Raw genomic sequence first — 15,705 nt, 5'->3', positions numbered from 1 at the left:
TAAAGAAAACTGTCGTCCTGACGAAGTTTACGAACATGTTTTTGACTTATTCTTCAACTTGGGCGCTACTGAAGAGCAATTGGATTTCCCAGTATTGTACGGTTCTTCAAAACAAGGATGGATGTCTACCGATTGGAAAAATCGTACTGAAGACTTCACCGACTTATTGGAAGCTATCATCAAATATATCCCTGCACCAGAAGTATCTGAAGGTACTTTACAAATGCAGGTAACATCGTTGGATTACTCAACTTTCGTAGGACGTATCGCTATCGGTCGTGTTGCTCGTGGTACAATCAAAGAAAACCAACCTGTTTCTTTGGTGAAACGCGACGGAAAAGTTGTAAAATCAAGAGTTAAAGAGCTACAGGTATTTGAAGGTTTGGGCCGTATCAAAGTATCTGAAGTACATGCAGGTGATATCTGTGCTGTAGTAGGTATCGAAGGTTTTGATATCGGTGATACAATCGCAGATTTCGAAAATCCAGAGCAATTGGAAGTTATCAGCATTGATGAACCAACAATGAACATGTTGTTTACCATCAATAACTCTCCTTTCTTCGGTAAAGAAGGTAAATTGGTAACATCACGTAACATCTACGATCGTTTGCAAAAAGAGTTGGAGAAAAACTTAGCACTGCGCGTAGTTCCTACTGAATCTCCAGATGCTTGGTTGGTATACGGACGTGGTATCCTTCACTTGTCCGTATTGATCGAAACAATGCGCCGTGAGGGTTATGAGTTGCAAGTAGGCCAGCCACAAGTTATCATCAAAGAAATCGATGGTCAAAAATGTGAACCAATCGAAGAGCTTGTTGTTGATGTACCTTCTGATGTCTCAGGAAAAGTAATTGAGTTGGTTACACAACGTAAAGGTGAGTTGTTGATTATGGAAGCTAGAGGAGATATGCAACATCTTGAGTTCTCTATCCCTTCTCGTGGTATTATCGGTTTACGTAACAACGTGTTGACAGCAACAGCGGGTGAAGCTGTTATGGCACACCGTTTGAAAGGTTACGAGCCTTGGAAAGGTACAATTCCTGGTCGTTTGGCAGGTGTATTGATCTCTTTGGATACGGGTTCAACAACTGCGTACTCCATTGATAAATTACAAGACCGTGGTCGTTTCTTCGTAGATCCAGGTGTGGATGTATACGAAGGACAAATTTTAGGTGAACACATCCGTGATAATGATTTAACGATCAATGTTACTAAAGGAAAACAGTTGACAAATATGCGTGCTTCTGGTTCTGATGATAACACACGCATTGCACCGGCAATCAAATTCTCATTGGAAGAATGTATGGAGTATATTCAAGCTGACGAGTATATTGAGGTGACACCACAATCAATGCGTCTACGTAAAATCTATTTGACTGAAAACGAGCGTAAAGTTAACGCAAAGAAATTCCAATAGTCAATAGCGGAACGCGCTATAAAAAAAGCCCCCGAACATTGTTCGAGGGCTTTTTTTGATGATTTAAATCCTCCCCTTGGCAGTGCCTTAGGGAGATATCACGTTTTTTTGTTCTTTCCTCCCCGGTACAGTAAGTATCATCCGGCAGAAAACCGAATAGCTTTTTAATTCAAAGGAATATAATCAGCCAAGAATACGTAACTTTGTGTGAGATAAGGATTATTATGAGTAAACAGGTGGAGCACACTCCAAAAGAATATATTCAGATAAAGGGCGCAAGAGTTAATAACTTAAAGAATATTGACGTTGATATCCCTAAAAATAAATTAGTTGTTATCACTGGAATGTCGGGCTCAGGAAAATCCTCCTTAGCTTTTGATACGCTCTATGCCGAAGGACAGCGGCGTTATGTCGAAAGTCTCTCTTCGTACGCAAGACAATTTATGGGACGGATGAATAAACCGGAGGTGGATTACATCAAAGGTATCGCTCCTGCAATTGCCATTGAGCAACGTGTCATTACTTCAAACCCCCGTTCGACGGTAGGAACATCCACCGAGATCTATGATTATCTGAAATTGTTATATGCCCGGATCGGCAAGACAATTTCTCCTATATCAGGCCGCGAGGTGACCAAAGACAGTGTGAGTTCAGTGGTGGATTTTGCGCTTAATTTAGAAGAGGGGACAACGGTCACACTGCTCGCACCACTTATTCCTTCTCATGGGCGTAAACTTAAGGAAGAACTGTCTCTCTTGTTGCAGAAAGGTTTTGTGCGTGTCGTCTTTGGGGATAGTATGCAGAAGATCGAAGCTATTATCGATGATAAGGCCATCGCCAATAAAGACCTTCAGGATGGTGAAGTGCTTATTGTCGTCGACCGGGTTCGCATTGAACAGGACGATGATACAGTCAATCGACTTTCTGACTCTGTCCAAACAGGTTTTTTCGAAGGTAAGGGTGAGCTCTATATGGAAGAAAATGGTCAAAGACATCATTTCTCCCATAAATTTGAACTTGATGGAATAACATTTGAAGAACCTACACCAAATTTCTTCAGTTTTAATAATCCGTATGGTGCCTGTCGCCGATGTGAAGGTTATGGAAAGATCATTGGTATTGACCCTGATCTCGTTATTCCAGACAAAAGCCGTTCGGTCTACGATGGTGCAATTGCTCCCTGGCGAGGGGAGAAAATGGGTGAGTGGCTACAAGTGCTTGTTAAAAGTTCGTTGAAATTTGATTTTCCAATACATCGTGCTTACATGGATCTGACCGCGGAACAGAAAGAGCTGCTGTGGACGGGAAATAAATATTTCGCCGGTCTTACTCAATTTTTTGAAGAGCTCGAAGCTCAGACCTATAAAATTCAATATCGTGTGATGTTATCTCGCTATCGGGGGAAGACAGATTGCCCGGACTGCCGCGGAACCCGTTTACGCAAAGATGCGACTTACGTGAAAGTTGGGGGCAAGTCTATTACCGATATCGTTTTGATGCCGCTTGAGGAAGCCTTGGAATTCTTTAAAACGTTACCGCTGGTGGGTAATGAACTGGTCATTGCCAAAAGACTTCTTGCTGAAATTAATAATAGATTGCAATTTTTGTGCGATGTTGGATTAAGTTACCTGACCTTGAACCGGCTATCGAATACCCTTTCTGGAGGGGAATCACAGCGGATCAATCTGGCAACTTCATTAGGAAGTTCACTCGTAGGATCTATTTATGTGTTGGACGAGCCAAGTATTGGACTTCATCCACGTGATACACAGCGTCTGATTTCTGTGCTGAAATCCCTGCGCGATGTTGGTAATACGGTTGTGGTGGTCGAGCATGAGCAGGAGATGATGGAGGCGGCTGATTACCTGATCGATATCGGACCGGAAGCCGGGATCAATGGCGGCGAAATGGTCTTCGCAGGTACATATCAGCAGATTCTGAAAGATACAAAGAGCCTTACGGGGCAATACCTCAGTGGTAAAAGCCAGATTGAGGTACCCCAAAAGCGCCGTCCATGGTCCAATAGTGTGACCATTAAAGGAGCACATGAGAATAACCTCAAAGGGATTGATGTACAATTTCCATTGAATACGTTTACTGTGGTAACGGGTGTTTCGGGATCAGGCAAGACCTCTTTGGTCAAACGTATCCTTTACCCTGCATTGCAGAAGTCGATAGGTAATTACTCCGGTGAGCAGACGGGGGTCTATGATGCGATAGAGGGGGATATTACCCAGATAGAACAAGTTGAAATGGTCGATCAAAACCCGATCGGTCGTTCTTCGCGATCCAATCCGGTGACTTACGTGAAAGCCTGGGATGAAATCAGGGCCTTATATGCCAACCAGGCGCCAGCCAAAGCTGCTGGACTGAAACCTGCGGCATTTTCATTTAATGTTGAAGGTGGACGTTGTGATGTCTGTCAGGGTGAAGGTGAAGTTAAAATTGAAATGCAATTTATGGCCGATATCGTTTTGCCATGTGAGGCATGTGGGGGCAAACGATTTAAACAATTTGTGCTTGATGTACACTATAAGAACAAGTCGGTAGCAGATGTCCTTGAGCTGAGTGTTGATGAAGCGATCGTATTCTTTGCAGACCAGCCTAAAATATTGGCGAAATTGCAGCCTTTACAGGACGTTGGACTAGGCTACGTTAAGCTCGGGCAATCGTCAAGTACATTGTCTGGCGGTGAAGCACAGCGGATTAAACTGGCCTCCTTCCTCATTAAGGGAAATAACAGCAAGAAGACACTTTTTATCTTTGATGAACCAACGACAGGCTTACACTTTCAGGATATTAAGAAGTTATTGAAATCATTTGATGCACTGATTGCCCTAGGAAACAGTATCTTGGTGATCGAGCATAATATGGATATGATCAAATCGGCAGATTGGGTCATCGATATTGGTCCTGAGGGCGGTAATAAAGGTGGAAAGCTAGTCTTTGCGGGACTTCCTGAAGAACTTATTCATTGTAAAGATTCTTATACAGGTCAATTTTTAAAGGCACATTTAAAAGATTAAATCCTACTTTAGCGAAGTGAAGTAATCTGTCTCAGGGCAACTGAGGTGCCAATAAGTTGCGCTTTATTGTTCCTTTTGTTAAGGCCTGATGGAATACTATACAGTAATTAAAAAACTAATATTTCAATACTTAATACGATTATGATTAAAAGATTTTTTTTAAGTGTCGTCCTTGGAATAGCGGCGCTTTCGTCCATGGCGCAACAACCGGAAAGACCAAAATTGGTTGTCGGCCTGATGGTGGATCAAATGCGTTGGGATTATTTATATCGTTTTGCAGATCGATATGGAAATGATGGTTTCAAACGACTTTTGAAAGAAGGATTCTCCTGTGAAAATACATTGATTAATTATATTCCGACATACACCGCTATTGGACACAGTTCGGTATATACAGGATCCGTTCCTTCCATACATGGTATTGCGGGCAATGACTGGATTGAAGAACAGACGGGTAAAAATATGTACTGTACGCAGGACGATAATGTCGTTGGTGTAGGTACTACAGCCAAGGAGGGACAGCAGTCTCCACGTAATTTACTTGCATCGACCGTAACGGACCAATTGAAGCTCGCTTCTAACTTTAAATCCAAAGTGATCGGTATCGCGATCAAAGACCGCGGTGGTATTCTACCGGCAGGGCATTTTGCCGATGCAGCGTATTGGTTTGAAGCTAAATCCGGAGATTGGATCACCTCTAATTTCTATATGGATAAACTGCCAAAATGGGTGGTAGACTTCAACAAGAAAAAATTGGCTGAAAAATACCTGAAAGGCGACTGGAAACCAATGTATGATATCAGCACCTATGCTGCCAACAGTATTGCAGATGATAACATCTACGAAGGTAAGTACCCTGGTGAAGAAAAACCGACTTTGCCGCGTGCAACTTCTAAGCTAATGAAAGACGAAGGCTATGAGCTGATCAAAACCACACCAATGGGAAATCAGTTTACGTTGGATCTGGCTATGGAAGCAATCAAAAATGAGCAGATGGGAAATAACCCAACTAAAAATACCGACTTCCTTTGTGTGAGCCTTTCTGCAACAGACTACGTTGGACACCGTTACTCATTGACAGCAGTGGAGATTGAAGATATCTATCTGCAGCTCGATAAACAGCTTGCCGATTTCTTCAACTACCTCGATAAGACCGTTGGCAAGGGTAACTACACGTTCTTCCTGACAGCAGATCATGGCGCTTCTTATAACTCTCGTTTCTTTATGGATATGAAAGGAAACGGTGGTTATTTCTATTCCCGTCAGATTATCACAGGACTTAACAAAACCCTTAAAGAGAAATTTGGACAAGAGAAGCTTGTTAAAAGCATGATGAACTACCAGGTGCACTTAAATAATCAATTGATTGATTCTTTGAACTTGGATCGTGATAAAATAAAAGAGACCATCATTCGTGAACTTCGCCATACAGAAGGTGTCGCTTATGTTGCTGATATGGAAAAAGGGGAAAGTCTGATGATCCCGGCGCCTATTCGCGAAAAAATGATCAACGGTTACAACTTTAAACGTAGTGGTGCTATTCAGATCGTTTGTGAGCCACAATGGTATGACGGCACGCCGCGCTCGACCGGGACAACACATGGTACCTGGTCTGGCTATGATTCCCATATTCCTTTGGTATTTATGGGTTGGGGAATTAAACCGGGTGTATCTAATACGGAGGTACATATTGTGGATATTGCACCGACAATTTCTTCACTACTCCACATCACTGAGCCCAATGGTAGCATCGGAAAACCGATCACGGCGGTATTGGGGCAATAAGGAGACTGTTGCTGCATGCGTGAAATCATGAAGGTTTTATTCTATTGAATAAAAAACGTAAATTTGCAATTCAACAGGGGGGTAACAAATTATGCTGTCCAAAAAGACAAAATATGCAATAAAGGCACTGATGGTGCTTGGTCGTAATTACGGTAATGAGCCGATGCAAATCGTGAAGATTGCGCAGGAGGAGAATATTCCAAAAAAATTCTTGGAACAAATTCTACTTGAAATGCGAAATGCCGGAATTCTGTATAGCAAAAAAGGTGCTGGAGGTGGTTATAGCCTCAATAAGGCTCCCGAAGATGTTTTTTTATCGCAGGTGATGCGCCTGATTGATGGCCCCATAGCCTTGCTGCCATGCGTGAGCTTGAACTTCTACCGCTCCTGCGAAGAGTGTACACAAGAGCATGCCTGTGGCATACGCGATACTTTTGTAGAGGTGAGAAATGCCATGTTGCAGATTTTAAATGATACAAGTATTGCCCATTTAATCAATAAGGAAAAAGAATTGAACCTAAATGTAGATTAAAGGAAATAAAATATATTTTTCTATTTAGACTGGAGGCGTAACAAATAAGTTACGCCTCTTTTTTTATGAGATAAAGTTGTTGGTATAGAGTGAATTATCGTGTTTTATTTGACGGAGGTAAGGTTCATTTTTTAATTACATAATTATTTAACATTATTTTACGAATTTTCCGTAGCAACATTTATATATTTACCTCGACAATATATAAACGAAATTTATGAAACTAACCTATTCCCTAGTTTTGTTTCTTTTATTTTCAGTCCTGAGTTCCAAGTCCTATGCACAACATAAACTTGTGGGATCGGTGGCAGATATCAAAGATCTTGCAAAACTACATCAAGCTTCAATCGCGCTGCTCAGCCCCAAAGATTCGATTTTGGTTAAATTCGGTCGGACGAAAGAAAATGGAACATTCCAAATTGCGAATCTCGACACAGGTACCTATAAAATGGTGGTTTCCTATCCGCAGTATGCTGACTTGGTAAAAGATATCCATGTGGCCGCCGAAGATCTAGATATTGGTATTGTAAAGCTATCCAAAGCAGCGCTACTATTGGAGGAGGTGCAGGTGAATGGCAAAATTCCTGTGGTTATTAAAGGCGACACCATCGAATACGATGCCGGTAGTTTTAAAGTTGAGAAGGATGCTAAAGTAGAGGACCTATTGAAGGTCTTGCCGGGTATTACGATGGATGGATCAGGCAAGATCATTGCTCAGGGCAAGGAAGTAAAAAAGGTATTGCTTGATGGGGAAGAGTTTTTTGGTGATGATCCAACCCTGATTACCAAGAATATTCGGTCAGATATGGTTAGCAAGGTACAAGTGTATGAGAAGAAATCAGATCTTGCTGTACGTACCGGAGTAGATGATGGCGAACGAACGCAGACAATTGATATTAAGCTCAAAGAAGATAAGAAAAAAGGAATGTTCGGCCAAGCTGTTGCCGGAGCTGGTACAGATAAATATTATGGCGGAAAAGTCATGCTCAATAAGTTTAAGGGATCGCAGAAAATTGCTGCTTATGGCATTCTCGCCAATGATGGAATGGTCGGATTAGGATTTGAAGATAGCCAAAAATATGGTGTGGGCGGAAGCAGCAATGTACAGATGATGGACGGCGGCGGCATCATGATTTCTTCTAGTGGTGATGGCTCCGACGGTGGATGGGATGGTAATTACTATGGTGGTGGCGTGCCTAAGGCCGTGAACATGGGAGCAAGTTATTCCGACAAATCCAAAGATGATAAGCATAAGATCAATGTCAACTTCAAACGGAATCAGATCAATGTCAATAATACAAGTACCTATAATGCGCAGAACAATCTTCCTGAACGTGCGCAGGTCGATAATAATGTGACAGCATCTGAAACCGAAACACAGGCCAATATCGCGAATTTAAGGTATGACTATAAGCTTGATTCGCTCGCAGACTTGACTGTCACTATGGGCTTTACCAAATCTAGCCGCGACAATTTATCCAATTCCGAAGCAGACCAGCGTAAATTGGATGGCACATTGATTACACGGACTTCGTCCAAGACAGATTTAAATAACGATCAGGATAAGTTTAATGTAAATGCGATGCTTACACGTCGTTTTAAAAAGGACCGCCGCTCCATTACTTTCAATGTCAATGCGAATACAGATCAAAATCGTAACAAGACACAGTATTTTTCGGAAAATTTCTTCCAAAGTTCCGGAGATACAACCTTGATCGATCAATATAAAAATGATAAGTTGGCCAACAATACGTATGGTGCTTCAGTAACCTATTCGGAGCCTTTGTCTAAAAGGTTGACTGCTGCAATAGGTTATGCATTCAATCAAAATAAATCGGAAACACTCAATCAGTCATTTGATAGAGATCCGGTTACAGGAAAATATACGGTATTGGACCAAGACCTGCTAAACGATTTTGATTTTAACAGTTTAAAAAATGGTGTCAACGCCTCCTTGAACTACAAGTCCAACACATTAACTGTAAATTTGAGCAATAGGGTTGATTTTGAGCAGGTCAAGAGAACCTATAACAACCTGAATACAATACTACAGCGGAACCAGACTTCTGTTGCTCCAGTCCTTTCCGTCAACTACAAAATCTCGAAAAGCAAAAATGTGAGCTTCCGATACAGCGGCCGCACGAGCCAGCCATCGTTGACGCAAATAGAGCCGTTGAAACAAAATGCCCAGCCACTCGTCGAGTATTTGGACAATCCAGATCTGGAAGCGGGCTTTAACAACTCCTATTCAATTAATTTCAACAACTACAAGCAGTTAAAGGACCAGAGTATTTATTTTTATGTCAGTGCAGATCAAGGAAAGAAAAGTATCAACAATAGCGTACGCTATGATCTAGATAAAGGTACGCAGCAAATTTCCTACGTGAATATTGATAAAGACAATTGGCGTATGTATGGCGGTGGAGGATACAGTTTTGTATTGAAGAAAAAATGGGGATTAAAAATGAACTTGGGTATGAACGCGCAGTATAACAGCCAGTTTAGCTATTTATCTACTTACAACGAAGATCCTGAGCTCAATAGAAATCAAACATGGAGTGTGGCGCCGAGCCTTGGCTTCAGTCGGTACAAGGCAAATAAAATGGATTTTTACATCTCCATGAGCCCTGGTGTGGAGCAGATGAATTCCTATTTGCAACCTGAGTTAAATCGCACGACTTTTAAATTTAGGACGTTCTCGGAGATTACGTATTATTTACCAAAAGACTTCAAGATTTCCCTGTCGACAAACCAGAATTATCAGGCAGCGACGAAAACATTGCAATCCATTAATATCATTAATATGAATGGATATGTTTCCAAAAAATTATTGAAAGATAAGTCTTTGGAAGTACAGGTATTTGTCAACGATATTTTAAACAAAAATAATGGGGTGTACCGTTATCAAAATGGAACTTCATTTATCCAGACCAGCAACGATGTACTGCGTCGTTACGGAATGCTAAAAGTAATCTACAATTTTACAACAATGAGAGGAGATGCCAAATGAGTAAGTATATAAAGTTGATGGTCTGGGTATTATTGCTGAGCTCAGGAGCAGCCCATGCACAACACGCGTATTTTCCGAGCAGCGGAACAGTAACTTATGAACGGAAATTTCATGTGCAGAATTTCTTAAAACGTAATTACCTCAGCAAACCCGATCTAGATACCTGGGATAAGCTGATGGTCGACAATGCGGTAAAGAATGGGCCTGCAGAGGTGGTGACCCACCATATTCTGAAATTTTACGATAATGAAACCCTGTTTGAAACGGTGCAGGAAGATTATCCCGCAAATTATCGTAATGTGACTCACTATAATTCTATTCTCCCGGATTCAAAAACGTATATTAATTTCCAGAATCAGGAATTCTTAAAATTGCTCCCCTTTGGAGATGATCAGCTCTTGCTTAAAGATTCATTGCCTACTGTAAAATGGAAGTATACCGATGAATACCGAAATATTGCAGGATATGACTGCAGAAGAGCCAATGGAATTATTCAAGATTCGGTCTATGTGGTTGCGTTTTTTGCGGGGCAAATACCCATCTCCGGTGGTCCTGAACTTATACACGGACTTCCGGGCTTAGTGATGGGGATATCCATCCCAAGTATGAATGTAAATATGTTTGCCACAAAGGTGGAGATTACCAATACCGCATTTTCCAATGTGCTGACCAAAAAGAAAAAAGTTGTTGCGGAATCCAGAACAGAGATCATAAAAAAACTGAAAGATACCGTCTATGATTATATGGATGAGAAGGCGTTTAAGAAGCGGTTGCAGAGTATACTCTTTTAGGGGATAATGATGCTATCTAGATGATAAAAAAGCCTGTTCAAACGAACAGGCTTTTTGTATAAATGGAGGTAAGCTCTTAATATTAACGTACCGTACTTCCGACTTTAATTGCTGTATCTGGTTTGACAAAATCCAATCGACCATCAGCGTCTTCTGCCATAAGGATCATTCCTTGTGACATAATTCCTTTTATTTCACGAGGCTCAAGATTGACTAAGATGGATACCTGACGGCCTACGATCTCCTCAGGACTGAAGAATTCTGCGATACCCGAAACGACAGTGCGTGTATCTAAGCCGGTGTCTATCGTCAATTTTAACAACTTCTTGGTTTTGGCAACTTTTTCAGCGGCTGTAATGGTTCCGACACGGATATCCATTTTGACAAAATCATCAAAGCTAATATTTTCTTTTGCGGGAGCAACCTTGGCATTATCGGCTAGGTTTTTCACTTTTGCCTCAGCAAGTTTGTTTAACTGGAAGTCGACTTGCTCATCGGTTATTTTGTCGAATAACAATTGCACTTCACCCAATTGGTGTCCCGCTTGGATCAAAGCATCTGAACCTGCGTCGTTCCAGTTTCCTTGTGGAAAATTAAGCATTTCAAATAATTTGATAGCTGTTTTCGGTAAAAACGGTTGTGCAAGAACGGCAAGATTGGCAACGATTTGAGCAGCAACATTTAGGATTGTTTTGACACGTTCCTCATCTGTTTTAATGATTTTCCATGGCTCCTCATCGGCAAGGTATTTATTGCCCAGACGAGCTACATTCATAAATTCTGCCAATGCCTCACGGAAGCGGAATTGCTCCAAAGACGATTTGATAGAAGTAGGGGATGATTTTAGTTCATCCAGTACCGCTTGATCTACAGCTGTTAGTGGCGAACCATTCAATACCTTGCCATCAAAATATTTGTGAGAAAGTACCAAGACACGGTTGACAAAGTTTCCAAAAATAGCAACGAGCTCATTGTTGATTCTAGCTTGGAAATCTTTCCAGGTAAACTCGGCATCCGAAGTTTCCGGTAATATGGATGTCAATACATAACGCAATTCATCCTGTTTATCAGGAAATTCCTGTAGGTATTCATGTAACCAAACCGCATGGTTTCTAGACGTGGACAGCTTATCGCCCTCCAGGTTAAGGAATTCGTTGGCTGGAATATTTTCTGGTAAAATATAGTCGCCGTGTGCATGAAGAATCGCCGGGAAAATAATACAGTGGAAAACAATATTATCTTTTCCAATAAAATGGATCAGCGTAGAATCGTCTGTTGGGTTTTCATGGGTTTTCCAATAGTCTTCCCAGTTTTTACCATGGTCTAAAGCCCACTGTTTTGTTGCTGAGATATAACCGATAGGCGCATCTAACCAAACATATAGTTTTTTACCCGCTGCTTCAGCCAAAGGTACATCAACGCCCCAATCCAGATCTCTTGTCATTGAACGCGGCTGTAAACCGGATTTAAGCCAAGATTGACATTGGCCAAAAACGTTGGATTTAAGGATATTTTTCTTTCCTTCGATCAGCCATTTTTCAAGCCAAGGCTGGTATTTATCCAAAGGAAGATACCAATGTTTCGTTTCTTTCAAAACTGGCGTTTTTCCGCTTAACGTTGAAATTGGGTTGATCAGATCTGTTGGGCTCAGCGATGTCCCACATTTTTCACATTGGTCACCATAGGCGCCTTCAGACTTACAATTTGGACAAGTTCCCGTAATGTAACGGTCGGCCAAAAACTGATGGTATTCCTCATCGTAGTACTGCTCTGAAAATTTCTCAACAAATTCACCTTTGTTGTAGAGGTTCAAGAAGAAATCCTGTGATAACTGGTGATGTATGGGCTCCGACGTACGGTGATAGATATCGAAAGAGATACCAAACTCCTCAAAGCTTTCTTTGATTTGTTTATTGTATTTGTCAATGATTTGTTGCGGGGTAATACCCTCTTTTTTTGCACGGATGGTAATCGCCGCACCATGCTCATCTGAACCACATACATAGACTACATCTTTCTGATTTAGACGCAAATAACGGACAAAGATATCCCCTGGGATATAAGCTCCGGCAAGGTGTCCAATATGTAAAGGACCATTGGCATATGGTAATGCCGATGTGATGGTATAACGTTTTTTATCTAGAATACTCAATGCTTGAAAGTATATTAAAGTGTGTACTTGTTTTCTTTGGCAAACTTAGATAAATTGCTGTTTATATGCAATATAAATGCGTGTCATATCGAACAATTTATTCTTGAATTTTTGTTTGGGCTGATTTCTACGATTGCGGCAACTTGATTGAAATACGCGGCTATTTAACGCTTGTTATCGTAGAAATATTATTCAACATAGCGGTAGAAAACTTAGATAAATTTACGTTTATTTGTACATATAAGCACCATATATCAAGTATGTTTCTAATCGGATTTTGCAATGTAGCGGTCCTTTTTTTTGAAAGTGTTTGATGTTATTGGCCAGAAAGATTCTTCAGTTCGCTTGCATAGCTGTTGATGTCTTCGAAGTCATGAAGGTTGTGTTTGATCATTAGCGATAAAAAAATATGTCCAAAATTCCTGATTTTCTGAAAGAAGGCGATAAAGTCGCTATTGTTTGTCCTGCGAGTTTTATACGTGGATCCATTGATGTTGGCATAAAAACATTGGAGAGTTGGGGGCTGGAGGTTGTCATTGGGAAGACTGTAGGGGCATCGTTCCATCAGTTTGCCGGAGATGACAATTTACGCGCTGCCGATCTGCAGTGGGCACTGGATGACCCGTCAATTAAAGCGGTTTTTGCCGCGCGCGGGGGGTACGGCTGTGTTCGTATTGTCGACGAAATCGATTTTTCAAGCTTTGAAAAAGATCCCAAATGGTTGGTGGGTTTTAGCGATATAACCGTATTGCATAGTCATATCCAACGCAATTATAAAATTGCAACCATACATGGACAGATGCCCAAGTCTTTTGAAACAGGGACAAAGGCCTCCTTGGAGACCTTGAAAAATGCATTGTTTGGCCATAATATGGACTTCGCCTACGAACAGACGTCGTTCCCCAACCGTGCAGGTACAGGCGAAGGCAAATTGATCGGTGGAAATTTAGCCATCTTACTTTCGGTACTTGCTTCCGATTCGGATGTCAATTACAAGAATAAAGTTTTATTTATAGAGGACGTAGGGGAAGCCTATTACTCCATCGACAGAATGCTATGGGCTTTGAAGCGTGCTGGGAAACTCAAAAAATTGAATGGTCTCATCGTAGGTGGTTTTTCTGCTATGAAAGACAATGATCCTGCTTTTGGACAAAGTGTAGAGGAAATTGTATGGGATAAAGTGAAAGAATATGATTTTCCGGTAGCATTTGGCTACCCTGCCGGACATATTGATGATAATCACGCCCTGGTATTTGGCCGAAAAGTAAAATTGCAGACTACGGCTGATTCTGTTCAGTTAACCTATTTGTAGGGAAAGCTGAACAGAATCTCGTTTGTTTTATTTGTTGATTATCCCGAATGTACAGGGATGACCATCATGGCAGCCTGGCTCTTCCAGGCCATTTTTTGCGCAATACTCGTATTGAAAATTCGGCTTAATAAGCCCTTGTCCCGATGGAAGGTGACCATCATGTCGATATGATTTTCGTTGATGTATTGGTTAATCCCTGAAGCGATGTCTGCATGGAGGATATAACTATAGATGGGATGATAAGGAGCCAGCAAATCCTGCATGGTTGTTATTTCGGCATTTACCGCTTTATTTGCAGGATCTTCTTTGGTCACATGGACGACATAGACCTCACTTTTCCGTAATACTTCTGCAGCATTCACCAAAAGACGGTTTAATTTTAGCTTTACTTCTTTGAGATTAGTGGCGATCAACATCTTTTTGGGTACCCGAAATTCTGCTCGTGTGGGGACCACCAGTAATGGTGTGTGACAATTTTCGATCAGCTTGAGGGTATTGCTTCCAAGAAGCAGTTTCTTTAAGCCGCTTTTACCTGCAGTCCCGACGATAACAAGATCAATGTCCTCTTCAGCACAGGTACGGTTTACGCCATAGCTAAGCTCGTATTCTTCAAGAACTGATTTCCAGGCAATGCCCTCAGGGAAAAGCAACATCAGTTCCTGTTGCCAGGTGTTGAGATCCCTCTGTTTTTCTTCCAAGATTTCTGAATTGCTGATGACAACAGGTTCAGTACCTACGGTAGGGATTACTTCGTATGTGTGGTATAGGACAACTTTTTCAATGCCCCAAAGTGGAGCTAATTGTGCGGCATATCGAGCAGCCGCATAAGCATTGTCCGAAAAGTCTGTTAACAAGAGTAGGTTTTTCATCCTTATTCGTTATTTGTTTGTCCATAACCCTTGGCTAAGGTGTTTTACACGTTCTTAGACAGGATATATGTTGAGATTCATCGCGTTATAATCGGGTCTATAGCCTTTAAATTACACATTAAGTATTATAAATGCAATAGCTTTATTTATGTGGTGGGTGCTGTGCGGTGTTCAATTTAAATAATTTCATTAATTTAGGGAGATCGGTAATTCAAGTTTTAATAAATTAAACGTTTTTTATGGCAATTTGGAATTCATTGGGTAAATATAGGGATACGGGACTTTTGGTCTTGCGTGTTGGACTTGGGGTGATGATGATCATGCATGGTCTGCCCAAGTTACAGGGCGGTCCTGAGCTCTGGGCAGGTGTCGGAAAATCAATGGGTAATATTGGTATTCATTTTATGCCTACTTTTTGGGGCTTTATGGCTGCTGCGACCGAAACTGTTGGGGGGCTATTTTTATTGCTAGGGCTCTTTTTCCGACCAGCGGCATTATTGCTTGCATTTACGATGGTCATCGCTGGATTAATGCATCTTTCTAAAGGAGATGGTATCGCTGGTGCATCACATGCGATTGAGCTTTGCTTTGTGTTTTTAGGACTTATACTTGTTGGGCCGGGTAAACATTCGGTTGACAAGAAATAGGAGAATTCCCGGTAAGAGACATCTCGGAGGAAGAACTATATGATAAATCCCTGCCTCAAAAGGCAGGGACTGTTTTCTAATATCTTTATGCTGCCTAAATACCTATTTCTTATTGACCTGAAATCCACGTTTGGATATGTTCAATAATTGCATCTGTCGCAGGC

At 41.3% G+C, this 15,705-nt stretch carries 10 protein-coding genes; 8 read left to right on the top strand and 2 right to left on the bottom strand.

Annotation, left to right across the window (positions count from 1 at the left end; translation table 11 throughout):
• From B2X72_RS01815 to B2X72_RS01790, 6 genes are all read left to right on the top strand, one after another.
• The coding region (locus B2X72_RS01815; RefSeq protein WP_286848162.1) for an EF-Tu/IF-2/RF-3 family GTPase at positions 1–1,417 on the top strand (1,417 nt) is incomplete at its 5' end.
• A gap of 224 nt (positions 1,418–1,641) precedes the next feature.
• On the top strand, positions 1,642–4,443 hold the full coding sequence (gene uvrA / locus B2X72_RS01810) for an excinuclease ABC subunit UvrA (protein ID WP_286848161.1): 2,802 nt from the start codon (positions 1,642–1,644) through the stop codon (positions 4,441–4,443).
• A gap of 141 nt (positions 4,444–4,584) precedes the next feature.
• Entirely contained in the window at positions 4,585–6,228 is a 1,644-nt protein-coding gene (gene pafA / locus B2X72_RS01805) for an alkaline phosphatase PafA (protein ID WP_248932776.1), read from the top strand.
• Positions 6,229–6,319: 91 nt separating this feature from the next.
• Positions 6,320–6,760: an RrF2 family transcriptional regulator gene (locus B2X72_RS01800; protein WP_046673766.1), complete on the top strand. Its 441-nt coding sequence runs from the start codon at positions 6,320–6,322 to the stop codon at positions 6,758–6,760.
• A 217-nt stretch (positions 6,761–6,977) separates the two neighbouring features.
• A complete protein-coding gene (locus tag B2X72_RS01795) occupies positions 6,978–9,770 on the top strand; it encodes an outer membrane beta-barrel protein (protein ID WP_286848160.1) in 2,793 nt (930 codons plus the stop codon).
• A complete protein-coding gene (locus B2X72_RS01790; protein WP_286848159.1) occupies positions 9,767–10,561 on the top strand; it encodes a GLPGLI family protein in 795 nt (264 codons plus the stop codon). Before B2X72_RS01795 ends, B2X72_RS01790 begins: the two co-directional genes overlap by 4 nt.
• 82 nt (positions 10,562–10,643) lie before the next feature.
• Here the strand turns inward: B2X72_RS01790 and metG are convergent, their stop codons facing one another.
• A complete protein-coding gene (gene metG / locus B2X72_RS01785; RefSeq protein WP_286848158.1) occupies positions 10,644–12,713 on the bottom strand; it encodes a methionine--tRNA ligase in 2,070 nt (689 codons plus the stop codon).
• 409 nt (positions 12,714–13,122) lie between these two features.
• On the opposite strand from metG, the gene B2X72_RS01780 reads away from it, so the two are divergent.
• Entirely contained in the window at positions 13,123–14,025 is a 903-nt protein-coding gene (locus B2X72_RS01780; protein ID WP_286848157.1) for a S66 peptidase family protein, read from the top strand.
• Positions 14,026–14,063: 38 nt separating this feature from the next.
• Here the strand turns inward: B2X72_RS01780 and B2X72_RS01775 are convergent, their stop codons facing one another.
• Positions 14,064–14,894 (bottom strand): universal stress protein, encoded by an 831-nt coding sequence (locus B2X72_RS01775; RefSeq protein ID WP_286848156.1) that lies wholly within the window; start codon positions 14,892–14,894, stop codon positions 14,064–14,066.
• 239 nt (positions 14,895–15,133) lie between these two features.
• Between B2X72_RS01775 and B2X72_RS01770 the strand changes: the two genes are divergently transcribed.
• Complete coding sequence (locus B2X72_RS01770) at positions 15,134–15,541, top strand: DoxX family protein (protein WP_286848155.1); 408 nt, start codon at positions 15,134–15,136, stop codon at positions 15,539–15,541.
• Positions 15,542–15,705 lie beyond the last annotated feature (164 nt).

Origin of the sequence: Sphingobacterium sp. UBA7253 (genome assembly GCF_002472745.1) — a bacterium.
Lineage (GTDB): Bacteria > Bacteroidota > Bacteroidia > Sphingobacteriales > Sphingobacteriaceae > Sphingobacterium > Sphingobacterium siyangense.
This window is presented reverse-complemented; position numbering and strand designations above follow the sequence as displayed.